The organism is Amycolatopsis cihanbeyliensis (genome assembly GCF_006715045.1).
GTDB classification, from domain to species: Bacteria; Actinomycetota; Actinomycetes; order Mycobacteriales; family Pseudonocardiaceae; genus Amycolatopsis; species Amycolatopsis cihanbeyliensis.
On the sequence record NZ_VFML01000001.1, the window covers coordinates 2,167,178 to 2,193,069 of the forward strand.

Genomic DNA, 25,892 nt, shown 5'->3' on the forward strand with positions numbered 1-25,892 from the left:
CTCACGGCGCCCAGCGCAGCCGGATCGTGACCACGTGGTCACGGGCCGGTTCCGGCCACCGCCGGTACACGCTGACCACCCAGGTGCCACGCGGGGCGTTGACCCTACCCAGGAAATCCTCGGCGCAGGCCGTGGCGTACCCGACCAGGTACGCCTCCTTCCGGTCCTCGCGGTGGACCAGGCAGAAGCCCATGTCATCGGCGAGTTCGGTGTAGAGATGGTCGCGGTATCCCTTCGACCGCTCGCGGCGGTACTCGATCTCGTGTGGATAGCCCGGAATGTGCACGGGACGGAGAGTCGCGTCGCCAATGCACGGTCAGGGGGCGCCGAGTCGGGATTCTCGACTGTCGTGCTGTCGATCTACGATGCGTGATCACATGGCGTCGAGGGGTGAGAACAGCGATGGGCATTCCACGGAAACCGAGTTTCCCGATGCGCCAACTCGGGCGCACCCTGCGAAAGTTGCGGGAGCAGGCGCGGATGAGCCAGGAGGAGGCGGGTGGCCAGTTGCGGCTCTCCGGCTCGAAGATCAGCCGGATCGAGAAGGGATAACTGCCCAACTACCACGAGTTCCGCGCACTGATCGACCTGTACGGCGTGATCACCTCCGATGTGGAGCCCTACATCGCGCTCTACGACCGGGCCTGCGAGAAGGGCTGGTGGCACCAGTACGGCCACGACGACCGGGGCTTCGTCAGCATCGAGGCGGAGGCATCGGTCGTCCGCACCTACCAGCTCGGGTTCGTCCCCGGAATCCTGCAAACCGAGACCTACATGCGGAACACATTCGCCTCGGCGAAGAAACCGTTGAAGGGCGAGAAGCTGGAGAACGAGGTCGCGGTCCGACTGCGGCGGCAACGCAGGCTCACCGAGGATCCGGTACTCACCGTGCACGCGGTGATCGACGAGACCGCGCTACACCGGCCGATATGCGACCGGGAGCAACTGGAGCGGATCATCGAACGATCCGCCCTGCCGAATGTCACCGTACAGGTGATCCCGCACGCCAGCGGCCCGCACGGCGGGCTGTACAGCAACTTCATCGTGGTGAGCTTCCCCGACCGCGAAGAGCCCGATCTGATGTATCTCGACTACGGGTTCGGCGCCGTGCAGATCGAAAAGGGAAACGAGGTAAGCGCTGCTAGGCTCATGTTCGACCACCTTGCCGACTTGGCGCTGGACGAGCAGGACTCGATCGCGCTGGTGCGGCGGCTGGTCGTCAAGCCATGAGCCGAGTGGGAAGAGGCACCCGTGGACCGGACCGATGCTCGCTGGCGCAAGAGCAGCCACAGCGGCGGCGAAGGTACGAACGCTGATTGTGTCGAGGTGGCGTTCGTGGGTGCGGCGGTGGCGGTTCGGGACTCGAAGGAACGCGGTGCTGGTGCGCTCATCTTCTCCGCGACCGCCTGGCGGGCGTTTCGCGCCGTGAACCGCTGTGCGTGACCCGCTCCCTGCCGTCTCGGATGCGGGTCACGCACGGCAGTTGATCAGTCGAGCTGCGGCATGACCTCGGCGGCGATCAGGTCCAGGTGGTCGAGGTCGGAGACGTCGAGCACCTGGAGGTAGAGCCGGGTGATCCCGGTGGTCTCCCGGTACCGGCCGATCTTGTCCACGACCTCGGCCGGGGTCCCGGCGAGCCCGTTCTGCCGCAGCTCCTCGACCTCGCGGCCGATGGCGGCGGCACGGCGGGCGATCTCGGCCTCGTCCCTGCCGATGGCCACTACCTGCGCGGCCGAGTACACGATCTCCTTTGGCCCCCGGCCCGCCGCGTTCGCCGCCTCGGCGACCCGGGCGAACTGCGCTGCGGCGGTGCCCGCGTCCGCGAACGGCAGGTTGAACTCATTGGCGTAGCGGGCGGCGAGCTCGGGGGTGCGCTTCTTGCCCCCGCCGCCGATGATCACCGGCGGACGCGGGCGCTGCGCCGGCTTGGGCAGCCCGGGAGCGTCGGCGAGCCGGTAGTGCTTGCCGTCGAAGGAGAAGGTCTCCCCCTCCGGGGTCTCCCACAGGCCGGTGACCACGGCGAGTTGCTCGCTGTAGAGGTCGAACCGCTCGCGGATCTCCGGCAGCGGCAGCCCGTAGGCGGTGTGCTCATCGGCGTACCAGCCGGAGCCCAGCCCGAACTCGACCCGCCCGCCGGACATCTGGTCCACCTGCGCCACCGAGATCGCCAGCACCGAGGGGTGCCGGAAGGTGGCGGCGGTGACCAGGGTGCCCAGCCGGATCCGGGAAGTCTCCCTGGCCAGCCCGGCCAGCGTCACCCAGGCGTCGGTCGGCCCGGGAAGGCCGGAGACCGAGCCCATCTTCAGATAGTGGTCGGACCGGAAGAACGCGTCGAATCCGGCGTCCTCCGTCTTCTTCGCGACGCGCAGCAGGTCGTCGTAGCTCGCGCCTTGCTGGGGTTCGGTAAAGATCCTCAGTTCCACGACTGGAGCCTAGCTGGCCCCTGCTGCCCCGACTTGTCGCCGGGTGTCCTCCTGATGCCGCCGAGCAAATGCACGATCACGCTCTCCACCTGGGCGCCGACCTTCTTCGGGTCGGGTGAGCTCGCGATCGTGGTGGCGGCGCTGGACAGCGCGCCGAACAGCAGCCGCGCGGTGATCTCGACCGGCATGTCGTCCACCTCGCCCGCCTGAATCAAATCCTCGAGGCTGGCCAGAATGATGCCGAAACTGAAATGGTCTTCCGCCTCGCGCCAGCGTTCCCATCCCATTACCACCGGCGCCTCGTGAATGACGATGCGCTGATACGAGGGGTCGAGACAATTTCTGATGAATGCCCGCAGGCCGCTGATCGCGCGTTCCCATGGCGGCTCCGGCCCCTGCATGATCTTCTGCAGCCGGTCGATCACCAGCGTCTCCACCGCGTCGAAGGCCGCCTCGAACAGGGCCTGCTTGCCGCTGAAGTGGTGGTAGAGGGCACCCTTGGTGACCCGCGCGCGCTTGGCGATCTCGTCGAGCGAGGTACCCGCGTAGCCCCGGCTGGTGAACAACTCGACCGCGCTGTCCACCAGGGCCGCCCTGGTGGACTCCGAATAGTCGAGCCGCCTTGACTTCATTGTCGCCACCCTCACAACTCTACGCGACATTCGATCGTCGTACTCGTGGTATGTTGTCCGTGTCAGGTCCGTACCGAGAGTATGCCGCAAACCGACGGTATGACTCGGATCACGGAAGGGGAACACGCCATGAGCTGGAACGACTTCTACCAACGACGCGACGTCATGGCGGCCGTCCTGCGTCAGGCGCGGCGCGATCCTGGAGGTGCGCTGCCGTTCTCCGGGATCCCCGGTGCCGTGGAGGCATTCGGGACCGAGGAGAACCTGCTGCTCGCGCTGCACTACAAGTGGACACAGCTACTCACCGGTTACCTGCGCACCGAGATCGGCGGCCCGGAGGACGTGGCCGACGTGCCGAGCGGGCGCGACCAGGTGGACGCGGTGTCCCGGGCGTGGCAGCGGGCCACCCGCGAGCACCGCGAGCTGCGGGCGGTGCTGGACGCGCATGTCGACCGCTACTCGTCGCTGCGCAAGGCACAGGACACCGAGCACCGGGTGCTGGCCGTCACGGCGGGGCTCGCCGAGCCGTACGAGTCCGCGCAGGAAGCGGCCCGGATCGGTGCCGCCTTCGTGTCGCTGGTGGAGAACTCCCCGGTGCGCACCGGGCCGCGCAGGCGCAACCCGGTGGGCCAGTTGCTGAAGATGCTGGCGCCGAGCGCCTGACGTCTCCCCCGCGGCGGCCGGCGCGCGATCGGCGGCGGCCACGGGCTCATCGGTCGTCCCGCTGAGAGCTCACTGAGAGGGCTACTCGCGAGTATGGCGTCGGTGCCGGGGCCTGTAGTTAGCTGGTCACATGGTTACCCAGACGGTGAAGTGGACCGAGGCCGACATCCCGGACCAGTCCGGTCGCACGGTGCTGATCACCGGCGCGAACTCGGGGCTCGGCCTGCGCAGTGCCGGGGTACTCGCGGCGAAGGGGGCGCGGGTGCTGCTCGCCTGCCGCTCCCCCGAACGCGGCGAGGCCGCGCTGGAGGAGGTGGCCGCGCGGACGGGCCAGGGCAACCGGCCGGAGCTGATCCGGCTCGACCTCGCCGACCTCACCTCGGTACGGGAGGCGGCGAGCACCGTGCGCGGACGCACCGGGGACCGGCTGGACATCCTGCTGAACAACGCCGGGGTGATGGCCACCCCCAGGGGGACCACGGCGGACGGGTTCGAGACCCAGTTCGGCACCAACCACCTCGGGCACGCCGCGCTCACCTGGCTGCTCATGCCCGCCCTGCGGCGCGCCGCGGCCGAGGGCCAGGAACCGCGGGTGGTGACCCTGTCCAGCCTGGCCGCCGCCTCCGGGCAGATCGACCTGGCGGACCCGAACTTCGAGCGACGCCGGTACAACCCGGCCACCGCGTACGGGCAGGCGAAGCTGGCCAACCAGGTGTTCGCCGTCGAGCTCGACCGCAGGCTGCGCGCCGCAGGCGACACGGTACTCAGCGTGGCCGCGCATCCCGGATACACGATCACCAACCTCGGCTCCTCGATGGCGGGCTCGCACGGCAACACCGTCGTGCGCACCGCCCTCGCCGCCGGCGCCAAGATCGGTGAGCTGGTACTGGCGCAGAACGTGCGGATGGGCACCCTGCCGCAGCTCCACGCCGCCACCGCTTCGGGGGTGACCGGCGGCTGCTACGTCGCGCCGGACGGCCTGCGCGGCCTGCGCGGTCATCCCGAGGTGATCCGCCCGCTCGGGCGTGCGCTCAAGCCGGAGACCGGCAGCGGGTTGTGGGAACTCACCGCGAGGTTGACCGAGGTCACCCCCGATCCCGAGTAGACCGACAGGGCCGATGTCCGGGCGTAGGGTGGCCGATGTGAGTACGTCGACGAATGGCCCAGCGGCACCGGATGGTCGGAAGTTGTTGCGTCTCGAGGCGCGTAACAGTGAGACGCCGATCGAGCGGAAACCGTCGTGGATCAAGACGCGGGTGCGGATGGGGCCGGAGTTCACGGAGTTGAAGGGGTTGGTGCGCCGGGAGGGGTTGCACACGGTGTGTGAGGAGGCGGGGTGTCCGAATATTTATGAGTGTTGGGAGGATCGGGAGGCGACGTTCCTGATTGGTGGGGATCAGTGCACGCGGCGGTGTGATTTCTGTCAGATTGATACGGGTCGGCCTGCGGCGTTGGATGTGGCGGAGCCGGGGAAGGTGGCGGAGAGTGTGCGGGCGATGGGGTTGCGGTATTCGACGGTGACGGGGGTGGCGCGGGATGATTTGGCTGATGGTGGGGCGTGGTTGTATGCGGAGACGGTGCGGCGGATTCATGGGGTGAATCCGGGGACGGGTGTGGAGTTGTTGATTCCGGATTTCAATGCGGATCCGGGGCAGTTGGGGGAGGTGTTTTCGTCGGGGCCGGAGGTGTTGGCGCATAATGTGGAGACGGTGCCGCGGTTGTTCAGGCGGATTCGTCCGGGGTTTCGGTATGGGCGGTCGTTGGAGGTGTTGTCGCGGGCGCGGGATGCGGGGTTGGTGACGAAGTCGAATCTGATTTTGGGGATGGGTGAGTCGCCGGATGAGGTGGAGCCGGCGTTGGCGGATCTGGTGGGGGCGGGGTGTGAGATTGTGACGATTACGCAGTATTTGCGGCCGTCGGCGCGGCATCTGCCGGTGGATCGGTGGGTGAAGCCGGAGGAGTTTGTGGAGCACACGCGGGTGGCGGAGCGGTTGGGGTTCGCGGGGGTGATGGCGGGTCCGTTGGTGCGGTCGTCGTATCGGGCGGGCCGGTTGTACGCGCAGACCAAGCGGCGGCGGGGTGAGTCGTTGCCGGAGGGGTTGGAGCATCTGGACACCGACACCCCCGCCGCGCAGGAAGCCAGCTCCCTGCTGGCTCGTCAGCCGTAGGTCAACAGCCAACCCACGCGCGTGAGCGGCAAACTCACGCGCGTGGATGGCAAACTCACGCGCGTGAGCGGCAAACACGCCGACGTGGGCGGCAAACGCGGTTCCGGTCATACCCTGGTCGGAGTGATCCCCTGACCGAAGTCCGACGCGAGGCGGCTACGGTCGCGCTAGCGTGGAGACCGTCAGTACGGCGATCGAGGGGACTTACTCGTGACACTGGTGACCGATCTGCTCGAGTGGCTGCAGGGGCTGCCGCCCGCGGGGGTGACGGCTGGCGCGGGCCTGCTCGTGTTCGGCGAGTGCACACTCGGGCTCGGGTTCATCGCACCCGGGGAGACCGGTCTGTTCATCCTGGGTACCACCGCCAACACGGTGCCCAAGTTCCTGATCATGTGGCTGGTGACCACGGTCTGCGCGGTCGCGGGCGACTCGGTCGGCTACCTGCTCGGCAAGAAGTTCGGGCCGCGGATCCGCAAGACCACAATGGTCGAACGGCACGGGGCCCAGGGATGGGACCGGGCCACGGCGTTCCTGCGCAAGCGGGGGTCGTGGGCGGTGCTGGTGGCCATCTTCCTCCCGGTGATGCGCACGCTGGTCCCCGCCGCGGCCGGCGCCTCCGGCCTCGCCTACCGCAAGTTCCTGCCCGCCGTGACGGTGGGCGCCACCGGGTGGTGTGCCCTGCACATCGCGATCGGCTCGGCCGCGGGCGAGGCGGCCAAGCAGATCGAGGACGCGGTCGGCAAGGGCAGTTGGGTGCTGCTGATCGCGATCGCCGCGGTGATCGCGGCCGTGGTCCTGATCAAGCGCAAGCGCGCCAAGGCCGCGGCACTGGCGGCCGGCGCACCGGACAAGCAGGCCGAGGAGCGTCAGCCGGAGACCGGCTCGCTGAGCTGAACCCCCTCCAGGCCGAGCGCGAAGTCGGCGCCGAAGGCCGTGGACGGGGTGTGCGCCCCGGGCTCGATCCGCCGCTCACCGGCCAACCGGGCCACGGCGGCCAGTACCGCGTCCGCCGTCAGCGCGATCGGGTCCGGGGTGGTCAGGGTGAGCGTGACCCGGTTCCCCTCGGCGTCCCGCGCCTGGCCCCACACCTCGGTGCGCCGGTCCTTGGCCACCGCGCCGCGTTGCACGAACCGCTCCGCAAGCGTCTTACCGACCCGCTGTACCCGCGGCGAACGCAGTAACGGCGCCGCCAGCCGGTGTCCCCTGCCGAGCACGCCGCCCAGCGGGACCACGGTGTAGGTGGTGATGTTCGGGATCCCGGTCGAGCGGTAGGCCGAACTGACATCACCCCAGGGAATCGCGGTCACCATCCGCGGGCCGGAAGGGAAACCCGCGGTGATCCGCCGGTGCCCCACCGGAACCGTGCGCACCGCCCCTTCGATCCGGGCCTTGCCACCGGATCCCGCACCTTCGATGGCCGTCTTCACCGTGCCGGGGCCCAGCTTCACCTCCGCCTTGAAGGCCAGGTCGAGCTCGATCGCCCCGGGCACCAGCTTGGCCAGCTTCGCCGCGACGCAGTCGGTCGGCACCACGTCGAACCCGGCGCCGGGCAGCAGCACCACCCCGGCTCGCTCGGCCTCGGCATGCCGGGCGTAGGTCGCCTCGAAGACGTCGATCTCCCCGGTGATGTCCAGGTAGTGGGTGCCGGTGGCCAGGCAGGCTTCGATCATCGGCGCCGAGGTCGCGGAGAACGGCCCCGCGCAGTGCGCCACCACCTCGACCCCCTCCAGCGCCGCGCGCAACGCGGCAGGGTCGGCGAGGTCCACGATGCGATACTCGAGGCCGAGCCGCGCGGCCAGCGGCTCGATCCGCTCCGGCGAACGCCCGGCCAGCACCGGTCGCTGCCCGCGCCGGAGCGCCTCCTCGGCCACGAGGTGCCCGGTGTGCCCGCTCGCTCCGTAGATCATCCAGCTCATGCCGTCCAGCCTGCCGCATCCATGGCCTACTTACCAGCTGGTAGCTTATGTCTCAAAACATGTCGCATATCAGTCTCACCAGGAAGATTTGAGATGGCGGTAGATGGTGGCCCGGGAGACGCCGAAGGACTCGGCGAGCGTGTCGGCCGAACGCTCCCCCGAGGCGAACAGCTCCCGCACCATGGCGATCTCCTCCGCGCTGAGCCTGCGCGGCCTGCCGCCCGCCGCCCGCCGGGCGGGCCTCTCCTGCTCTCCCCCGCCGCCCAGCAACCGCCAGACGCCCGCCAGCAGGTGCTCGCGCAGCTCCTCGTCGGAGACCCCCGGCAGCAGCGCGACCGGATCGGTGATCGCCGAGATGGCCTGCGCCACCACGATCCGCTCGGCGACGCCCGCACCGGGGCCGGCCGCCGAGTCCAACGCGCGCCCCATCACCTCCAGTAGCCGGTCGAAGCCGTCCGTCGGGGTCGCGGCAAGGTCCCGCATCAGCGCCACCAGCGTTCCCCGGTAGCGCAGGAAGACCTCGAGCCAGCCGGTCATCAGTACGGTCCGCACCGCGCCGACCCCACCGCCCCGGCCGGCCTCGAGCGCCTCGGTCAGCACGTGGTCCAGCTCGTCGGTCATCGGTTCGAGCAGATCACGCAGCAGGTCGGACTTGGACCCGAAGTGGTAGTACAGCGCAGGCTTGGTGATGCCGAGCCGGTCGGCGATCTCCTGCAGTGTGGTGGCGTAGTACCCGCGTTCGACGAACAGCCGTTCCGCGGCTTCCAGGATCCTCGCCCGGGTACCCGTGGGCCGTTCAGCCATCGACACCGACTCCCCCTCTACTTACCCATGGTCAGTCGATAGCGTAACATCGCCTACCAAAGGTAAGTAGAGCTCAATCCAAGGGAGCACTCGTGCCGGCACCCGACCACTCATCCGACCCGGAGTCCGACCCGGCTGCCGCGGACGTCGCCACCTACGCCATCCACGTCTCGGACCTGGTGAAGACGTTCGGCGACACCAGGGCGCTGGACGGTCTGAACCTCGGCGCCCGCACCGGGGAGGTGCATGGCTTCCTCGGCCCCAACGGGGCGGGTAAGTCCACCGCCATCCGGATCCTGCTCGGCCTGCTGCGCAAGGACTCCGGCCGGGCCCGGCTACTCGGCGCCGATCCGTGGCGGGACGCCGTGCCGCTGCACCGCAGGCTCGCCTACGTGCCGGGAGACGTCAGCCTGTGGCCCAACCTTTCCGGAGGGGAGGCCATCGACCTGCTCGGCGAGCTGCGCGGCGGCCTGAACGAACGGTGGCGGCGCGACCTGGTGCAGCGGTTCAACCTCGACCCCGGCAAGCGGATGCGCACCTACTCCAAGGGCAACCGGCAGAAGGTCGCGCTGGTCGCGGCGTTCGCCTCCGATGTGGAGCTGTACATCCTGGACGAACCGACCTCGGGCCTCGACCCGTTGATGGAGTCGGTTTTCCAGGACTGCGTACGGGAGCTGCGGGACGCGGGCAGAACGATCCTGCTCTCCAGCCACATCCTGGCCGAGGTGGAGCAGCTCTGCGACCGGGTGAGCATCATCCGGGAGGGCCGCACCGTGGAGTCGGGCAGCCTGGCGCAACTGCGGCACCTCACCCGTACCGCGATCTCGGTGGAGACCGCCCGGCCGCTCAGCGGGCTCGAGGACCTGGCCGGGGTGCACAACCTGCGGCAGGAGGGGGACCGTGCCGAGTTCGAGGTGGACGCCGCGGAGCTGGCCGAGGTGCACCGGCACCTGGCCCGGTTCGAGGTGCGCGCGCTGAGCAGCGCCCCACCGACGCTGGAGGAGCTGTTCCTGCGGCACTACGGCGACGAGCTCGCGGCGGAGCCGGAAACGGCGGGTACGGCATGAGTACGACGGCCTTCACCGCGACTCCGACCCTCACCCGGCTGGCCCTGCGCCGGGACCGTATCCGGCTGCCCCTGTGGTTGCTGGGCGTCGGCGGGCTGGTGGCAGGCACCGCGGCCAGCATCGAGGAGCTGTACCCGACGGCGGCCGAGCGGATGGCGAACGCGGCGGTGCGCGCGGGCAGCGTGGCCGCCAGGGCGATCACCGGGCCCGCGCCCGGCGGCACCCTCGGCGGCCTGGTCATGTCCGAGGTGCTGGTGTACGCGGCGCTGCTGGCCGGCCTGCTGAACATCCTCACCGTGGCGCGCCACACCCGGCAGAACGAGGAGCTCGGCCGGGCGGAGCTGGCGGGCTCGGCCGCGGTCGGGCGGCACGCCAGCCTGAGCTCCGCGCTGCTGGTTGCCGTGATCGCCAATCTCGGCCTGGCCGCGGTCTGCGCGCTGGCCCTGCTCGGGATCGGCCTGCCCGCCGCGGGTTCGCTCGCGGCAGGGGTCGCGATCGGCACGTCCGGCCTGGCGTTCGCCGCGATCGCCGCGGTCGCCGCGCAGCTGGCGGAGAGCTCGCGCGGTGCGCTCGGGCTCGCCGGGGCGGTGCTCGGGCTGGCCTTCCTGCTACGCGCCCTCGGGGACGCGCTGGGCGAGGTCGATCCGGGCGGGACGACGGTGACCAGCGCGTGGCCCTCCTGGCTCTCCCCGATCGGCTGGAGCCAGCAGTTCCTGCCCTTCGGGGCGAACCGCTGGTGGCCGCTCGCGGTGGCGGCGGCCTTCATGGCGGTAGCCATCGGGCTCGCCGCGATGCTCAGCACGCACCGGGACGTCGGCACCGGGATGATGCCGGTGCGGCGCGGCCCGGTGCGCGCGAGCTCCGGCCTGCTCAGCCCGCTCGGGCTGGCCTGGCGGTTACAGCGCGGCGTGCTGTTCGGCTGGCTGGTCGCGGTGGCCGTGCTCGGTGCGTCCTTCGGCGGGGTCGGCCACCAGGTCGACGAGCTGTTCGGCAGCGAGTCCAGCGCCGAGCTGATGCGGGAGCTCGGCGGTAGCTCGGGCAGCCTGGTGGACGCCTACTTCGCGGGAATGCTGGGGCTGCTCGCGGTGATCGTCGCCGCGTACCCGGTGCAGGCGGCGCTGCGGATGCGCCTTGAGGAGTCGGGTGGCGGCGCCGAGCCGCTGCTGGCCACGGCGGTGAGCAGGCCGAGGTGGCTGGCCTCGCACGCGATCTGCGCCGCGGGCGGCACCGTGCTGGTGCTCGCCGCGCTCGGGGCGAGCACCGGGCTGGCCTACGGTCTGGTGGCCGGCGATGTCGCGGGCGAGGTGGGCGAACTGCTCACGGCCGCGCTCGCGCAGGTGCCGCCCGCGCTGGTACTGGTCGGGTTCGTGGTCGCGGCGTTCGGGCTGCTGCCAAGGCAGGCGGTGTCCCTTTCCTGGCTGGCCTTCGCGGTCTCCCTTGTGGTGAGCCAGTTCGGCGTCCTGTTCGGCCTGCCGCAGGTGGCGCTCGACGTCTCCCCGTTCACTCACGTACCGAATGTGCCGACCGAGCAGGTGACCGCGGCCCCGCTGCTGATCATGCTCGCCATCGCGGCCGCGCTCACCGGCGCCGGCGTTCTCGCCTTCCGCAACCGCAACCTGGCCCTGTGACGGCGCCCTGTGCCAGCTCAGCGGGTGGAGGGCAGGTAGCGGCGGGCGACGGTTTCCTGGCCGGGTGCGCTGGAGCGCCAGTCGGCAATCCACGGGCCGGTGCCCTCGCTCGGGTCGAAGACGCCCTGTTCCAGCCAGGTGTAGTGGCCGTCGAGGGTCCGGCTCGAGATCCGCTTGTCCACGTCGTCGGTGTTGCTCCACAGCGCGTCGAACAGTCGCTCGATCCGCAGCCGGGCCTGCCGGCAGAACGCGTCGGCCAGCTCGTGGGCCGACGCACCCTCGGCCGCGTCGTCGGCCCGCTGCATCTCGGCGCGCACGCAGCACGCGGACATGGCGAACAGCTCGGCGCCGATGTCCACGATCCTGGAAAGGAAACCCTGCCGCTGCTCCAGCGCGGCCTGCCAGCGCGCCATCCCGTAGAAGGTGGAGCGGGCCAGCTTGCGGGCGGTCCGCTCGACGAAGCGCAGGTGCGTGCCGAGCTGCCCGAACTCGCGGTAGGAGGTCGGTACCTGCCCGCTGCCCGCGACCAGTCGCGGCAGCCACCGCGCGTAGAAGCCGCTGGCCTTGGCCGCGGCCTGCGCCTTGGCCCGTAAGTCCGAGTCCGGGTCGGCCAGCGCACCGGCCGCGGAAAGGTGCGCGTCCACCGCCTCCCGCGCGACGAGCAGGTGCATGATCTCGGTGGAACCCTCGAAGATCCGGTTGATCCGCAGGTCCCGCACCATCTGCTCGGCGGGTACGGCCCGCTCACCCCGTGCCGCCAGCGACTCCGCGGTCTCGTAGCCGCGGCCACCGCGGATCTGTAGCAGCTCGTCGGCGACCTGGCAGGACACCTCACTGGCCCACAGCTTCGCCAGCGCCGCCTCGATCCGGATGTCGTTGCGGCCCTCGTCGCTCATGTGCGCGGACAGGTCCAGCACGCTCTCCAGCGCGTAGGATGTCGCCGCGATGTAGGAGATCTTGCCGGCCACCGCGCCGTGCTTGCCGACCGGCTTGCCCCACTGCACCCGCTCGGCCGACCACTCGCGGGCGATCTTCAGGCACCACTTGCTGGCACCGGCACACATGGCGGGCACGGACAGCCTTCCCGTGTTCAGCGTCGCGAGCGCGATCTTCAGGCCGTCCCCCTCACGCCCGACGACGTCCTCTTTGGACACACGCACCTTGTCGAACCGGGTGACACCGTTCTCGATCCCGCGCAACCCCATGAACTCGTTGCGCCGTTCGACCGTGACACCCGGCGCGTCCGTCTCCACGATGAACGCGGTGACCCCGCCGCGGCGCCCCTCGCTCTTGGGCACCCGCGCCATCACCACGAGCAGTTCGGCCACCACCCCGTTGGTGGTCCACAGCTTCACCCCGTCCAGCTCGTAACCCTCGCCGTCCTCGGTGGGGGTGGCCGAGGTGGCAAGCCGAGCCGGGTCGGAACCGACGTCCGGCTCGGTGAGCAGGAACGCGGTGACCGCGCCGCGGGCACAGCGGGGCAGGAAACGCTGCTTCTGCTCGTCCGAGCCGGCCAGCTTGAGCGGCTCGGGCACACCAATCGACTGGTGCGCCGACAGCAGCACGCCGATGGTCGGGTGCACCGAACCGGCCAGCATCAGCGCCTGGTTGTAGGCCACCTGGGACAACCCGAGCCCGCCGTACTCCTGCGGGATCTTGATGCCGAAGCAGCCGAGCTCGGCGAGCCCCTTGACGTAGTCGTCCGGGATCCGGTCCTCCCGCTCGATCACCGAACCGTCCAGTGTCGCGCAGTACTCCCGCAGCCTGGACAGGAAGTTCTCGGCCTTCGTGGCGGCCTCCGGCGTCGGCCGGGGGTGCGGATGGACCAGGTCCAGCCGGAACCGGCCGAGGAAGAGCTCCTTGGCGAAGGAGGGCTTCTGCCAGCCGCTCTCCCGCGCCTCCTCGGCGACCGCCCTGGCTTCCTTCTCCGTCACCTTGGGTTGATCCGCCACGGGAACCTCCAGCAAGCCTGATCAAGAGTGTGACCGCCATTACACAGTTCAGTGTTACCCATCGGTAGTCGATACGAAACCCCCTGGTAGCCGATCGGTCGCCCGCGCTGGATACGCCGGGTGGACGTACGATCCCGCCGGAAGGGGCCCAGAAGGGAACAGCGCGGATGACACCGGAACTACCCCGACCGGTCGGGTTCGTGCTCGGCGGCGGCGGGAGCCTCGGCGCGATCCAGGTCGGCATGCTGCGCGCGCTCGCCGACGCCGGGATCGGCGCGGACCTGGTCGTCGGAACCTCGGTCGGCTCGCTGAACGGCGCTGTCCTCGCGCTCACCGGGGAACGGCCCGCGACCGGGCTGGAGGCGATCTGGGCGAGGATGACCCGGGACGAGGCCTTCCCCGGCGGGGTATTCAGCCAGGTGCGAACCCTGCGGCACACCAGGACACACCTGTTCCCGAGCACCGGACTGGCCGCGATCGTCGACGACCACCTCGGTGCGGACACCCGGTTCGCGGATCTGACGATCCCGCTCGGCGTGGTCACCACGGACGTGCACACCGGCGAGCCCGTGCTGCTGCGCTCCGGTGAGCTGCGGCCCGCGCTGCTGGCCAGCTGCGCCATCCCGGGGATCTACCCGCCGGTACCGCATGCCGGAACCCTGCACTACGACGGCGGCCTGGTGGCGAACGTCCCGATGCGCCAGGCACTGGCGATGGGCGCGCGGTCGCTGGTGGTGCTGGACTGCGCGTTCCCGGGGCGTCTTCCGGCGGAACCGCGGACCTTCGCCGAGGTGATGATGTTCACCGCGATGATCAGCATGCGCAACCAGGCCGTGCTGGAGGCGCCGGTGGTCGCGGCCGAGGCGCCCGTGGTGTACCTGCCGGGGCCGGCACCGGTCCGGCTGAGCCCGCTCGACTTCAGCCGGACCGACGAGCTGATGGCGGAGTCCTACCGCGCCGCAGGCACCTACCTGGACACACTCAGCGTGGCCGGGCCGGGCTTGTACGGCGGCCCCGGCGTGGTCGCCCGTTGAGGCCGAACAACGGTCCGACAATTTTCACAACCGCCGATCGTCGCGTATTTTCGTTATTGGCAAACGTCCTTCAATAATCAAAAAAGAGACCAAATGTTTGCAAAGAGGGCATTACTTTTGGGCCTGACGGCCTGCGTTCTCGTCGTAACCGGTTGCACGGTCGGGGTGAGCAGGAATTCGGTGTCCGAAGGTTCGGTACGCGTTTCCATCGAGCCGGACGGCACGGCCGCCGTCAACCCGGTCACGCCGATCACCGTGCGAGCCGAGCACGGCAAGCTCACCGGGGTCACCATGACCAACGCCGGTACCGGCGCGCGGGTCGACGGCGCGCTGGCCCCGGACGGAACGGCGTGGACGGCGACCGAGCCGCTCGGCTACGCGAGCAGGTACACGGTGGTCGCCAGTGCCGTCGGGGACCGGGGAAAGCGGATCGAGCAACACGGCGAGATCAGCACGCTCGCACCGCGGGCGCAAGCGGAGCCGAACCTGATCCCCGCACCGGAGTCGGTCCGCGAAACGGGGGTCGGAGTCGGCCAGCCGATCGTGTTCCAGTTCAGCCAACCGGTCGAGGACCGGGCCGCGGTGGAGCGGCGACTGTCCGTGGTGTCCCGGCCGGCACAGCAGGGCGGCTGGTACTGGATCGACGACCGGAACGTGCACTACCGGCCGCAGGAGTACTGGCGGCCTGGCACCGAACTCACGGTGAACGCGAAGATTTACGGCGTGGATTTCGGCAACGGTGTCTACGGTGCCCGAGATCGTACGGAAAGATACCGTGTGCACGATTCCTGGATCGCCGAAGCCGATGGTGCGACCGAGCGGATGCGCATCGTGCACAACGGGGAACAGGTCAAGAGCATGCCGATTTCCATGGGCAAGGACGCCACCCCGACACATTCCGGTACGCACGTGATCTCGGCGAAGTACGAGAACTACACGATGGACTCCTGCACCTACGGGGTGTGCCAGGGCGATCCCGGCTACTACCGCGCGCGGGAACACTGGTCCCAGCGCATCTCCACGGACGGCGAGTTCGTGCACGAGAACCCGAACAGCGTCGGGCAGCAGGGCGACACGAACGTCTCGCACGGCTGCATCAACCTGGACGCCGCGAACGCCACCTGGTTCTTCGACCACCTCGGCCTCGGGGACGTGGTGGAGGTGGTCAACTCGGGCGGTCCCGAACTTCCGGTATGGGACCTCTACGGCGACTGGTCGCTGTCCTGGGCCGAGTGGCAGGCAGGTTCCGCCCTGCGGTAGGTGGCCACAGGCATCATGGGGGCCATGGACGCCGCCGAGGACCTTGACCACGCGCGCGAGCTGGTGGCCGGCGCCGGCCGCATCGTCGCGATGACCGGTGCCGGGATCTCCACCGACTCCGGCATTCCCGACTTCCGCGGCCCGAACGGGCTCTGGACCCGCGACCCCGGCGCGGAGCGAATGTCCAACCTGCGGGCCTACGTCGGCAGCAAGGAGGTCCGGGAGCAAACCTGGCAGGCACGGTTGGCGCACCCCGGGTGGAACGCCGCGCCGAACACCGCGCATCGGGCGCTGGTACGGCTGGAGCGGCAGGGCAGGCTGCACTCGATCATCACGCAGAACATCGACCGCCTGCACCACCAGGCCGGCTCCGCTCCGGAGCGGGTACTGGAGCTGCACGGCACCATGTTCGAGACCGTGTGCCTGACCTGCGCCGACCGCCGCGACATGCGGGAAGCCCTTGACCGGGTGACCGCGGGCGAGACCGACCCGCCGTGCGCGAGCTGCGGCGGGATTCTCAAGTCGGCCACCATTTCCTTCGGCCAGGAGCTGGATGCGGAGGTGCTGGAGCGGGCACGGATCGCCGCCCAGTCCGGGGACCTGATGCTGGTGGCGGGCAGCTCGCTGACGGTGCAGCCGGCGGCCGGCCTGGTCGGGTTGGCCGCGGGCGCCGGGGCGACGGTGGTGGTGTGCAACGCCGCCGAGACCCCGTACGACTCCTTCGCCGCCGCGGTGCTGCGCGGGCCACTCGGCGAGGTGCTACCGGCGCTGACGTGACGGCGATCGGGGACCCGGCGAGGGGTGGGCCCGGTCCCTCTCCCTGCCCGGGCCCACCCGCGTAGCCGCCTCCGATGCGTCGGCTGTGTCGGCCACCCGGTCGTACACCGTGCCGAGCGCCGCCGGTCGATCCCCCGCGGCCGCCGGTGACGCCGTCCAGCACGGTGACCCTGAGTATCCGTCCCGAGAACTTTCCGGATCTCGAAGGTTCCGGCCCATGTCCGCCCCGTCCCCTGGGCTGTGGACCGAATCACGACTCTGGGTAGCCAAACTTCCGCATTGAAGGCTGCCTAAGGTCTACCTGGTAGCTCTCAGTAATGCCAGCACTTTTCCCGGCTTATCACTCGAATGGACTAGACGCGGTGACTTTCTGTGTTATCTTCGCGTGGCTCCGGTGAGGTTCGCGACGCAGCTCGAGCACCGCGAGCACGAAGGCGCAGCCGACGAAGGCGACGGCGCACAGCATCGCGGCCGAGAGCGCCGCCGGAAACCGACCCTCGGCCGCCACCGCGTGGAACACCGAGGCGAGCACGGCCGTACCGATCGCCGTCCCGATCCGCTGCCCCGTCTGCAGCGCCCCGCCGGCGACCCCGGCCAGTTCCGGGGGTACGCGTTCCAGGGTCAACGTGGTGTTCGGGGAGATCACCATCCCGCCGCCGATCCCGGCCACCAGCAACGGCAGCGCCACCGCCGCGCCCTCGCTGTCCGCGGGCACGAGCAGCACGATCAGCGCGACCGTGGCCAGTCCGATGCCGACCAGCGCCAACCCGGTGACGGTGAGCCTGCGCCGCCAGCGGGCGACCAGCCGCCCGGCCACGGCGGCCGAGGCCGCCGAACCGACCGCGAACGGGGTGACCGCGAGCCCGGACTCCAGCGGGGAGTAGCCAAGGCCCTGCTGGAAGAACAGGGCAAAGACCAGCCAGATCCCGGCGAACCCGCAGAAGTACATCGCGCCGAGCGAGGCACCGGTCGCGTACCCGGGTGTCCTGGTGAACAGCCGGGGGTCGAGCAGCGGAGGGCGCTCCCGCCGCACCCGGTGCCGCTCCCAGCACACGAAGGCGAAACCGAAGACCGCGGCGAGCGGGAACATCCACCACAGCCTGCTCAGCCCACCCTGTTCGGACTGCACCAGCGGCAGCAGCACTCCCAGCACCGCCAGCCCCAGCAGCACCATGCCGAGCAGGTCGATCTCGGTGCGCAGGCGGCGGCGACGTGGCCCGGCCGGGGGCAACAGCCTGGCCGCCAGCAGCAGGGCCACGGCGCCGATCGGGATGTTGACGAAGAAGACCCAGCGCCACCCGTCCTGCTCACCGAACCCGGCGATGATCAGGCCACCGAGCACCGGCCCGACCGCGGTGGAGATGCCGACCGTCGCACCGAACAGCCCGAAGGCCTTGCCACGTTCCGCGCCGCGGAAGAGGTCCTGGATCAGGCCGGTGTTCTGCGGGGTGAGCATGCCCGCGGCGAAACCCTGCAACAGCCGGGCCAGCACCAGGGTGGCCTCGTCCGGCGCGGCCCCGGCCAGCGCGCTGGTCAGCACGAAGGAACTCAGCGCGATGAGAAACATCCGGCGCCTGCCGAGCGCGTCCCCGAGCCGGCCACCGGAGACGAGCATCAGCCCGAAGGTCAGCGCGTAGCCGGACACCACCCATTGCACCTCGCCGCTGGTCGCGTCCAGCCCGCGCTGGATAGAGGGCAGCGCCACGTTCACGATGCTCACGTCGAGCAGGCTCATGAACCCCGCGACGAGGGTGACCGCCAGTGCCTTCCATCGGCGCGGATCGGGCTCGACGCCGGCCGCGTCGCGGCAGGCATCCTGGCGGCTGGTCATTCCACCATCGTCATGCCCGCCCTGACGTCCCGCGACACGGTGTCGTCGGGCTCGGCCCGCTTCCGGGTGGCCGTCCAGGTCGCGCCCGCCATGATCACGGCGAGCACCGTGCAGAACAACGCGATCACCTGATGCTTGACGCCCTCGATGCCTTCCCCGAGCGCGGCCACCAGGAACTGCCCCAGCGCGGAGCCGAGCACGAACAGCGTCACCACCGCCAGGTCCCGGCGGGCGCGCCATGCCCGCAGCGCGCCGGCCGCGACCAGCGCCCACACCGGAACGAGGAAGAACAGCCCGAGTGGCGCGACAAGGCCCAGCAGGCCGGACCACACCGGAACGCGGTACTCCTGCGCCTTCGGGGGCATGCCCGCGTCCTCGCCGAAGCTGCCGAGGTTGTCCGGTCGCGCGGTCAGCAGGTCACGCGCTCCCTCGTGCAGGATCTCCACCGTACGGCCCGGGTGTTCGAGGTAGTACCTGGCGACGTTGCGCCTGCTGATCTGCGCACGGTATTCGGGGTAGGTGGGATCCCGCTTCGCCACCACGGGACCCCACCACTCGGTGCCGATATAGCGCGCGTACGAAGGGGGCAAGCCCAGGTAGGCGAGATCAGCCTCGGTGTCGTGGTCGCCGTCGAGAATGTTGTGGAAGATCGCGTGATAGGCGTTGGCCTCCCGCCACTCGTCGCCTGCCGGGTTCCCGCTCAGTTGCACGGCGACGGTGCCGCCGGTGGCCAGCACCATGGCGACCACCGGCAACGCCCAACGTGCGACGATCCCGCGGCCGTGTTTGCGCATCAGCAGCAGGGCGAGCCCCAGCACCGGCAGCAGGAGCAGGGTCTGTGCCTTGGCGTTGGCCCCGATCAGCGCACCGGAGAGCGTGAGGGCGAGCCCCAGGTAACGCCACCGTCCGGTCCGCTGGATCAGCAGCAGCCCGGCCACGAGCAGCAGGATGCCGAGGAAGGCCGCGCTCTCGCTGAGAACCGAGGCGAAGTAGCCGAAGAAGGCCGAGTCCGCGACCAGGAGCAGCAGCAGCGCGGCGAAGGTGGCCTGCTGCGGCCGCGACAGCGGCAGGCCGAGTGCGACGAACGTGACCCCGGCGGCGGCGATGACGCTGCACAACACGCCGACCACGATCAGGTTCAGCGCGGCGTTGTCGCCGAGCAGGTGACCGATCCGCTGGGCGAGGGTGTCCAGCCAGAGCTGGCTGGACACGTAGTCGCTCCGGCAGCTCTGTACGGGCGGATAGACGAACCGGACCACGTCCTCCAAAGGCCGGTCCGATCCGTTGCCGCCGAGCTGGCACAGCAGCCTCCAGCCGTCACCGTTGTCCGCCATGCCGACCGGCCGCGGCACCAGGAACCGCAGGAGTAGCACGGCCAACGACACGCCGTACAAGCCCAGCCCGAAGCGCGTACTCCCCTTGTACATCCGCTACAGGGTAGCGGGACCGCCGCGGGACCTTCACCCGACCGGGTGGCGTCAGCTGGCCGTGATGCCCGGGATGCCCTTGAGTTCGCCCATCAGCATCGAGGAGACCTTGACCGGGTAGTCGTACAGCGCGAACACCGTCTGCCGTTGCCTGCCGACGAGTTTGAGGTGGACCTGGGTGTCGCCTTTGTGCGCGAGGAGGGTCTGTTTGAGCTCACTGACCACGGAGTGGTCGAGTTTGTCGGCGGCGGCCAGGAGCATGAGGGGTGGTTCGTCCTCGCCGGTGTCGATGTCGCTGAGGTCGAGGGGGACCAGCCCGGCGCCGAAGACGGACATCTTGTCCTCGCGCCAGTTGACTCGGCCCTTGACCACGACGGCGTTGTCCTCGGCCAGATCGGCGGCGTAGATGGCGTAGGCCTTGGGGAAGAACAGGACTTCCAGCGCGGCGTCCAGGTCCTCCACGGTGCAGATGGCCCAGGGTTCACCCTTCTTGTTCACCCTGCGTTCCAGGGCGGTGATCAGCCCGGAGACCACGATCTCGCCCTCTTTGGGTGGGTCGGCCAGGATCGCGGCGATGGGTTTGGGGGCGTGTTTGCGAAGGATGCGTTCGGCCCCGTCCAGGGGATGGGCGGAGACGTACAGGCCGAGCATTTCGCGTTCGTAGCCGAGGAGTTGTTTGCGCGGGTATTCCTCCTCGCCGAACTTCAGGTGCGCCAGCGGGGAGCTGCCGCCGGCGGTATCGGCGGTGTCGTCGCTGCCGCCGCCGAAGAGGTCGAACTGGCCCATCGCTTCCTGGCGTTTGAGCGGGACGACGGCCTCGACGGCTTCCTCGTGGGCTTGCACCATGGAAAGGCGGGTGTTGCCGAGCGAGTCGAAGGCGCCTGCCTTGATCAGGGATTCGATGACGCGTTTGTTGCAGGCCACCAGCTCGGATTTGTCCAGGAAATCGGTGAAGGAGGAGTACTTACCCTTCTCGGCGCGGGTGGAGAGGACCGATTCGACCACGTTGGCACCGACGTTACGCACGGCGCCGAGACCGAAGCGGATGTCGTCGCCGACCGCGGAGAAGCGCAGGGCCGACTCGTTCACGTCCGGGGGCAGCACCTTGATGCCCAGCCGGCGGCACTCGGAGAGGTAGACCGCGGACTTGTCCTTGTTGTCCCCCACCGAGGTCAGCAACGCCGCCATGTACTCGGCCGGGTAGTTCGCCTTCAGGTACGCCGTCCAGTACGCGATCAGGCCGTAGCCCGCGGCGTGACTGCGGTTGAACGCGTACCCGGCGAACGGAAGGATCGTGTCCCACAGCGCCTGGATGGCCTCGTCGGAGAAGCCACCGGGAACCAGCTCGCTGGCCCGCATGCCGGCCTGGAAGCCCTCGAACTCCTTCTCCAGGACTTCCTTCTTCTTCTTGCCCATCGCCCGGCGCAGCACGTCCGCACGACCCATGGAGTAGCCGGCGACCCGCTGCGCGATCTGCATGATCTGTTCCTGGTAGACGATCAGACCATGGGTGTCGGACAGGATCTCCCGCAGCGGATCCGCCAGCTCGGGATGGATCGGCTTGATCTCCTGCCGGGCGTTCTTCCGGTCGGCGTAGTCGTTGTGGGCGTTCATGCCCATCGGGCCGGGCCGGTACAGCGCGAGCACGGCGACGATGTCGTCGAAGCCGGTGGGTTGCATGCGGCGCAGCAGGTCTCGCATCGCCCCGCCGTCGAGCTGGAACACACCGAGCGTGTCGCCGCGCCCGAGTAGCTTGTAGGACTCCGCGTCGTCCATACCGAGCCGGTCGAGGTCGATCTCCTCGCCGCGGTTGGCCCTGATGTTGTCGATGGCGTCGCCGATGACGGTCAGGTTGCGCAGGCCGAGGAAGTCCATCTTCAGCAGGCCGATGGCCTCGCAGGACGGATAGTCCCAGCCGGTGATGATCGCCCCGTCGTCCCGCTGCCACAGCGGGATCGCCTCCAGCAACGGCTCCGAGGACATGATCACCGCGCAGGCGTGCACCCCGGCGTTGCGGATCAGTCCCTCCAGGCCCCGCGCGGTGTTGAAGATCGTCGAGACCTCCTCGTCGGTCTCGATCAACGACCGCACCTCGGCCGCCTCGGCATACCGCTCGTGCTCCGGATCCACGATCCCGGCAAGCGGAATGTCCTTGGCCATGATCGGGGGCGGGAGCGCCTTGGAGATCTTGTCCGCGATCGCGTAACCCGGCTGCCCGTACTGCACCCGCGCGGCGTCCTTGATCGCTGCCTTGGTCTTAATGGTGCCGAAGGTGATCACCTGCGCCACCCGGTCCGCCCCGTACTTGTCGGTGGCATACCGCACCATCTCGCCACGCCGACGGTCGTCGAAGTCGATGTCGATATCCGGCATCGACTCTCGTTCCGGGTTCAGGAACCGCTCGAACAGCAGCTTCTGCGGGATCGGGTCCAGGTTGGTGATACCCAGCGCGTAGGCCACCAGCGAACCGGCGGCCGAACCCCGGCCGGGGCCGACCCGGATGTCCACACTACGGGCGTAGTTGATCAGGTCGGCCACCACGAGGAAGTAGGAGGGGAAGCCCTTCTGCGCGATCACCCCGAGCTCGAACTCCGCCCGGTCCACATACCCCTCCGGCACCCGCTCGGGGAACCGCCACTCCAACCCCCGCAGCACCTCGTGATGCAACCAGGACGCCTCGTCGTGCCCCGCGGGCACCGTGAACCTCGGCATCCGATCCCGGTGCGCGTACACCTCCTCGTACGAGGACACCCGCTCCGCCACCAGCAGGGTCGCATCCGCCGCGCCCGGAACCTCGGAATCCCAGTACTCCCGCATCTCCGCCGACGACTTCAGATAATACCCATCCCCGTCGAACTTGAACCGGTTCGGATCATTCAACGTCTTCCCCGACTGCACACACAACAACGCCGAATGCGAATCCGCCTGGTCTTTCGTCACATAATGCGAATCGTTCGTCGCCAACGGCGTCAACCCCAACTGCCGCCCGATCTCCAGCAACCCCTCACGCACCGACCGCTCAATCGGCAACCCATGATCCATCAACTCAAGGAAGAAATTGTCCTTCCCGAAAATATCCCGGTAATCGGAAGCCGCCTGCAACGCCTCCTTCTTCTGCCCCAACCGCAACCGCGTCTGCACCTCACCCGAAGGGCACCCCGTTGTCGCGATAATCCCCGCCGCGTTCTCCGCGATCAACTCCCGATCCATCCGCGGCTTGCGGTAGTACCCCTGCATCGACGCCAACGACGACAGCTTGAACAGATTCCGCAACCCCGTCGCGTTCTCCGCCAGCATCGTCATATGCGTATACGAACCTCCACCGGAGACGTCGCCACCCTCGCCGTACTCGTCCGCGCCCCGCTGGCTGCTCTGCCCCCAGAACACCGGCTTCTTGTGGAACCGGCTCTCCGGCGCGATATACGCCTCGATCCCGATGATCGGCTTGATGCCGGTCTTGCGCGCCTCCTGATAGAACTGGTCCGCCCCGTACATGTTCCCGTGATCGGTCATCCCCACCGCGGGCATCCCCAACCGGGACGCCTCGGTGAACAACGGGGCGATCTTGGCCGCACCGTCGAGCATCGAGTACTCGGTGTGCACATGCAGGTGAACGAATGAATCGCTCGACACCAGCAAAAACCTCCCCTGATGTTGATCAATCGACCCCACTCAGCCGGGCTTGCCAGCCTAGCCGTGTGGCGACCGCGAGCGGACGCGGGTCCCATCCTGACCCCGGGCGGGCGACCGTGCCAGTGACCACGCCGGAAACCGGGAAGATCCACTGGTATTTGACCTTCAGTTCCAATAACTGTAGCCTCCGGACATGGCCCGCACCAAGAGCTTCGAACCGGAGGCCGCCGTGGACAGTGCGATGGAGGTGTTCTGGACCAAGGGTTACGCGAACACCAGCCCGCAGGACCTGGTGGACGCGCTCGGCATCGGCCGCGGCAGCCTCTACAACGCCTTCCACAGCAAGCACGAGCTCTACCAGCTCGCGCTGCGCCGCTACCACGAGCGGGAGACCGACCGGCTGATCAAGCTCCTGGACGGCTCGGGGTCGCCCGCCGCCCGCGTGCGGTCCGCGCTGACCCTGGTCCTGGAAGCGGCCCGGCAGGACGAGCAGCGCCGAGGCTGCATGGCCACGAACGCGGCGGTGGAGTTCGGCGACCGGGACGAGGCGGTGAACCACCTGGTGCGCAGGTCGTTCGAACGCCAGGAAGCCGCCCTGCGTAGCACCATCGAGGAGGGGCAGCGGGCCGGTGAGTTCGCCGGGGACCTGGACCCGGCGACCGCGGCCGGGTACCTGCTGACCGTGACCAACGGCATCAGGGTGCTCGCCAAGGCCGAGCCGGACGCGCGGCGGCTGACCGGCCTGGCCGACCTGGCCATGCGCTCCCTGCGACCGGACTGACGACCCCGTCGCCGACCGCGAACAGCAAGGACTCGTCGCCCCATCTTGTTGCCCAAATTCTGTAATTATAGTTCAAGAAAGGATACGCGTTGTGGATCTTCATCTGGAGGGCAGGACGGCCGTGGTCACCGGGGCCAGCAAGGGTATCGGACTGGCCACCGTCCGCAGGCTGACCACGGAGGGCGTACGGGTGGCGGCCGCGGCTCGCACCGCGCCACCGGAACTGGTCGGGATCCCCGGCAGCACGGCCGTCCCGGTGGATCTGGTGACCACGGACGGGCCCGCGGAGCTCGTCCACCGGGCCATGGCGGCACTGGGCGGGATCGACATCCTGGTGAACAACCTCGGCGGCGTCCGCAAGGGCATCGCGCACGACGAGGGTTTCGCCTCCATCGGGGACACCGAGTGGCAGCGGGCGCTGGAACTGAACCTGCTCAGCGCGGTGCGGGTCACCAGGGCAGCCCTGCCCAGCATCGTCGAGCGGCGGGGTGTGATCATCAATATCTCCTCGATCGGCGCCCGGTTCGCCCACCCGCCGATCGAGTACGGCGCCGCGAAGGCCGCGCTGAACAACGTCGGCAAGGCGCTCGCCGAGGAACTCGGGCCGCGGGGCGTGCGGGTGGTCACCGTGAGTCCGGGGCCGACCCGCACCCGGAACTGGGAGGCCCCGGACGGCATGGCCGCCGACCTCGCCCGCGAGGCGGGGCTCGACCTCGAGCAGTTCCTGGCCGGCCTGCCGGAGCGCATGGGCATCACCACCGGCAGGCTCGCCGAACCGGAGGAGACCGCGGCGCTGATCGCGTTCCTCGCCTCCCCGCACGCGGGAAACATCACCGGCACCGACCACCGGGTGGACGGCGGGGTACTGAAGACCGTGTGACCACCGGGTGGGAACCCCTTGACGAAGTTACCGAACAGTAGGAGTTTGGCACGGATGCCCAGACGTACCCGCGACCCGGAAGGCCGCAGGCGGATCATCGCGGCCGCCTGGCGGCTGGTCGCCAGGCAGGGCGCGCAGGCGACGACCATGCGCGGGATCGCGGAGGAGGCAGGCGTCTCCACCGGTTCGGTCACCCACTACTTCACCGACAAGGCGGAGGTACTCGGCTCAGTGCTGCGCTACAACAACCGGCGGGCCGCGGAGCGGATCGGCGCAGCCTGCACGGGAAAGCGCGGGCTGGAGGCGGTGGCGGCGACCGCGCAGGCGCTCGTACCCGGCGACCAGGACCGGCTGGACACCTGGACGGTCTGGCTCGCGTTCTGGGGACATCGACCCGCACACCAGAACACGGCACGGGAAGGCGGCGAGGCGGGATACGGGGCACTGCGTGGGTGGCTGCGGCACGGCTTCACCGAGGCGATCGCGGACCGGGAGATCCCCACGGACGCCGACGTGGAGCACGAACTGGAGCGGCTGCTCGTGCTGATCGGCGGTCTCGGCCTGATGACCGGCGGATCGACGGCATTGCTCGGCGAGGTCCGGCAACGATCACAACGGATGCTGACCGAACACCTGTCCGCGCTGGCCGGTAGGCTGCGAACGCCGGGAGTAACGGCGGGATAACACAACGGCGAGCGACCAAACGTGTGCCCGTCGTGGACATCCTTGCCTACATGCACGGTCTCGGGCCACGGCCCGAGCACCCCGACCACTCCGCGGTGCGGTTCAACATCATTCCCGAGGTCGGGGAGCTGTCCATGATCCCGACCTACACGCTCAGCGGGACCTGCGACATCCTGTTCTTCGAAGGTATCCCCTGCGGCCCCTGGACCGCTGGTCGGATCGGCCGGAGCCGAAGGAGCACCTGCGGCGCATCCTGGACCTGATCAAGCAGTACCTGCCGTGGGAGTACGACCGCCGTACCGAGGTCGAGCTCACCGACGAGCGGGCGACCC

General features: G+C 69.3%; 24 protein-coding genes and 1 pseudogene. 16 read left to right on the top strand and 9 right to left on the bottom strand.

The window, feature by feature from the left end; all coding sequences use genetic code 11:
* Nucleotide 1: 1 nt before the first annotated feature.
* Nucleotides 2-286, bottom strand: coding sequence for a hypothetical protein (locus FB471_RS09455; protein ID WP_246076317.1), 285 nt, complete (start codon nt 284-286; stop codon nt 2-4).
* 116 nt (nt 287-402) lie between these two features.
* Here FB471_RS09455 and FB471_RS35020 point away from each other — a divergent pair, with 116 nt between their 5' ends.
* From FB471_RS35020 to FB471_RS09465, 3 genes are read left to right on the top strand one after another with little or no spacing between them, the layout of a single operon-like run.
* The gene (locus FB471_RS35020; RefSeq protein ID WP_246076318.1) at nt 403-552 is read left to right on the top strand and encodes a helix-turn-helix domain-containing protein; all 150 of its coding nucleotides are present in this window, start codon (nt 403-405) and stop codon (nt 550-552) included.
* A 45-nt stretch (nt 553-597) separates the two neighbouring features.
* Nucleotides 598-1,230, top strand: coding sequence for a DUF5753 domain-containing protein (locus FB471_RS09460; RefSeq protein ID WP_246076319.1), 633 nt, complete (start codon nt 598-600; stop codon nt 1,228-1,230).
* Nucleotides 1,231-1,251: 21 nt separating this feature from the next.
* On the top strand, nt 1,252-1,443 hold the full coding sequence (locus FB471_RS09465) for a DUF397 domain-containing protein (RefSeq protein ID WP_141996978.1): 192 nt from the start codon (nt 1,252-1,254) through the stop codon (nt 1,441-1,443).
* A 44-nt stretch (nt 1,444-1,487) separates the two neighbouring features.
* On the opposite strand, the gene FB471_RS09470 is transcribed toward FB471_RS09465, so the two are convergent.
* Both FB471_RS09470 and FB471_RS09475 read right to left on the bottom strand, forming a co-directional pair.
* Nucleotides 1,488-2,423, bottom strand: coding sequence for an LLM class F420-dependent oxidoreductase (locus tag FB471_RS09470; RefSeq protein ID WP_141996980.1), 936 nt, complete (start codon nt 2,421-2,423; stop codon nt 1,488-1,490).
* The gene (locus FB471_RS09475) at nt 2,414-3,055 is read right to left on the bottom strand and encodes a TetR/AcrR family transcriptional regulator (protein WP_141996982.1); all 642 of its coding nucleotides are present in this window, start codon (nt 3,053-3,055) and stop codon (nt 2,414-2,416) included. Before FB471_RS09475 ends, FB471_RS09470 begins: the two co-directional genes overlap by 10 nt.
* A gap of 129 nt (nt 3,056-3,184) precedes the next feature.
* Between FB471_RS09475 and FB471_RS09480 the strand changes: the two genes are divergently transcribed.
* The 4 genes from FB471_RS09480 to FB471_RS09495 all read left to right on the top strand — a co-directional run bounded on the left by FB471_RS09480 (nt 3,185) and on the right by FB471_RS09495 (nt 6,780).
* On the top strand, nt 3,185-3,718 hold the full coding sequence (locus FB471_RS09480; protein ID WP_141996984.1) for a hypothetical protein: 534 nt from the start codon (nt 3,185-3,187) through the stop codon (nt 3,716-3,718).
* A gap of 130 nt (nt 3,719-3,848) precedes the next feature.
* Nucleotides 3,849-4,823 carry an oxidoreductase gene (locus FB471_RS09485; RefSeq protein ID WP_141996986.1) on the top strand — a complete coding sequence of 325 codons (975 nt, stop codon included), beginning with the start codon at nt 3,849-3,851 and terminating at the stop codon, nt 4,821-4,823.
* 37 nt (nt 4,824-4,860) lie between these two features.
* Entirely contained in the window at nt 4,861-5,886 is a 1,026-nt protein-coding gene (lipA, locus tag FB471_RS09490; protein ID WP_246076320.1) for a lipoyl synthase, read from the top strand.
* A 210-nt stretch (nt 5,887-6,096) separates the two neighbouring features.
* Nucleotides 6,097-6,780, top strand: coding sequence for a DedA family protein (locus FB471_RS09495; RefSeq protein WP_141996990.1), 684 nt, complete (start codon nt 6,097-6,099; stop codon nt 6,778-6,780).
* On the opposite strand, the gene FB471_RS09500 is transcribed toward FB471_RS09495, so the two are convergent.
* A complete protein-coding gene (locus tag FB471_RS09500) occupies nt 6,753-7,802 on the bottom strand; it encodes a saccharopine dehydrogenase family protein (protein WP_141996992.1) in 1,050 nt (349 codons plus the stop codon). The genes FB471_RS09495 and FB471_RS09500 overlap by 28 nt on opposite strands.
* 75 nt (nt 7,803-7,877) lie before the next feature.
* Nucleotides 7,878-8,606 carry a TetR family transcriptional regulator gene (locus tag FB471_RS09505; RefSeq protein WP_141996994.1) on the bottom strand — a complete coding sequence of 243 codons (729 nt, stop codon included), beginning with the start codon at nt 8,604-8,606 and terminating at the stop codon, nt 7,878-7,880.
* 161 nt (nt 8,607-8,767) lie between these two features.
* Between FB471_RS09505 and FB471_RS09510 the strand changes: the two genes are divergently transcribed.
* Together FB471_RS09510 and FB471_RS09515 are read left to right on the top strand one after the other, a co-directional pair.
* The gene (locus tag FB471_RS09510; protein WP_170220992.1) at nt 8,768-9,673 is read left to right on the top strand and encodes an ABC transporter ATP-binding protein; all 906 of its coding nucleotides are present in this window, start codon (nt 8,768-8,770) and stop codon (nt 9,671-9,673) included.
* Nucleotides 9,670-11,301, top strand: coding sequence for an ABC transporter permease (locus FB471_RS09515; protein ID WP_141996998.1), 1,632 nt, complete (start codon nt 9,670-9,672; stop codon nt 11,299-11,301). The genes FB471_RS09510 and FB471_RS09515 overlap by 4 nt, the downstream gene beginning before the upstream one ends.
* A 17-nt stretch (nt 11,302-11,318) precedes the next feature.
* Here the strand turns inward: FB471_RS09515 and FB471_RS09520 are convergent, their stop codons facing one another.
* On the bottom strand, nt 11,319-13,253 hold the full coding sequence (locus FB471_RS09520) for an acyl-CoA dehydrogenase family protein (protein ID WP_141996999.1): 1,935 nt from the start codon (nt 13,251-13,253) through the stop codon (nt 11,319-11,321).
* A 167-nt stretch (nt 13,254-13,420) separates the two neighbouring features.
* Between FB471_RS09520 and FB471_RS09525 the strand changes: the two genes are divergently transcribed.
* The 3 genes from FB471_RS09525 (at nt 13,421) to FB471_RS09535 (ending at nt 16,324) form a co-directional block, all read left to right on the top strand.
* Nucleotides 13,421-14,287 carry a patatin-like phospholipase family protein gene (locus FB471_RS09525; protein ID WP_141997001.1) on the top strand — a complete coding sequence of 289 codons (867 nt, stop codon included), beginning with the start codon at nt 13,421-13,423 and terminating at the stop codon, nt 14,285-14,287.
* A gap of 180 nt (nt 14,288-14,467) precedes the next feature.
* The gene (locus FB471_RS09530; RefSeq protein ID WP_425457047.1) at nt 14,468-15,547 is read left to right on the top strand and encodes a L,D-transpeptidase; all 1,080 of its coding nucleotides are present in this window, start codon (nt 14,468-14,470) and stop codon (nt 15,545-15,547) included.
* A gap of 15 nt (nt 15,548-15,562) precedes the next feature.
* Nucleotides 15,563-16,324 (top strand): SIR2 family NAD-dependent protein deacylase, encoded by a 762-nt coding sequence (locus tag FB471_RS09535; protein ID WP_142001703.1) that lies wholly within the window; start codon nt 15,563-15,565, stop codon nt 16,322-16,324.
* A gap of 340 nt (nt 16,325-16,664) precedes the next feature.
* Here the strand turns inward: FB471_RS09535 and FB471_RS09540 are convergent, their stop codons facing one another.
* Genes FB471_RS09540 through dnaE form a run of 3 tightly spaced genes read right to left on the bottom strand, consistent with a single transcriptional unit; the run spans nt 16,665 to nt 23,215 of the window.
* Nucleotides 16,665-18,155: an MFS transporter gene (locus tag FB471_RS09540; protein ID WP_141997005.1), complete on the bottom strand. Its 1,491-nt coding sequence runs from the start codon at nt 18,153-18,155 to the stop codon at nt 16,665-16,667.
* Nucleotides 18,152-19,582, bottom strand: coding sequence for a glycan biosynthesis hexose transferase WsfD (gene wsfD / locus FB471_RS09545; RefSeq protein ID WP_141997008.1), 1,431 nt, complete (start codon nt 19,580-19,582; stop codon nt 18,152-18,154). Before wsfD ends, FB471_RS09540 begins: the two co-directional genes overlap by 4 nt.
* A 51-nt stretch (nt 19,583-19,633) precedes the next feature.
* Complete coding sequence (gene dnaE / locus FB471_RS09550) at nt 19,634-23,215, bottom strand: DNA polymerase III subunit alpha (protein ID WP_141997010.1); 3,582 nt, start codon at nt 23,213-23,215, stop codon at nt 19,634-19,636.
* A 193-nt stretch (nt 23,216-23,408) separates the two neighbouring features.
* Between dnaE and FB471_RS09555 the strand changes: the two genes are divergently transcribed.
* The 4 genes and pseudogenes from FB471_RS09555 to FB471_RS35895 all read left to right on the top strand — a co-directional run.
* Nucleotides 23,409-23,996 (top strand): TetR/AcrR family transcriptional regulator, encoded by a 588-nt coding sequence (locus tag FB471_RS09555; protein ID WP_141997012.1) that lies wholly within the window; start codon nt 23,409-23,411, stop codon nt 23,994-23,996.
* A gap of 91 nt (nt 23,997-24,087) precedes the next feature.
* Nucleotides 24,088-24,876 (top strand): oxidoreductase, encoded by a 789-nt coding sequence (locus FB471_RS09560; RefSeq protein ID WP_141997014.1) that lies wholly within the window; start codon nt 24,088-24,090, stop codon nt 24,874-24,876.
* A 54-nt stretch (nt 24,877-24,930) separates the two neighbouring features.
* The gene (locus FB471_RS09565; protein WP_141997016.1) at nt 24,931-25,560 is read left to right on the top strand and encodes a TetR/AcrR family transcriptional regulator; all 630 of its coding nucleotides are present in this window, start codon (nt 24,931-24,933) and stop codon (nt 25,558-25,560) included.
* Nucleotides 25,561-25,610: 50 nt separating this feature from the next.
* Nucleotides 25,611-25,795, top strand: a pseudogene (locus FB471_RS35895) (styrene monooxygenase/indole monooxygenase family protein); the annotation flags it as partial.
* Nucleotides 25,796-25,892: the final 97 nt, after the last annotated feature.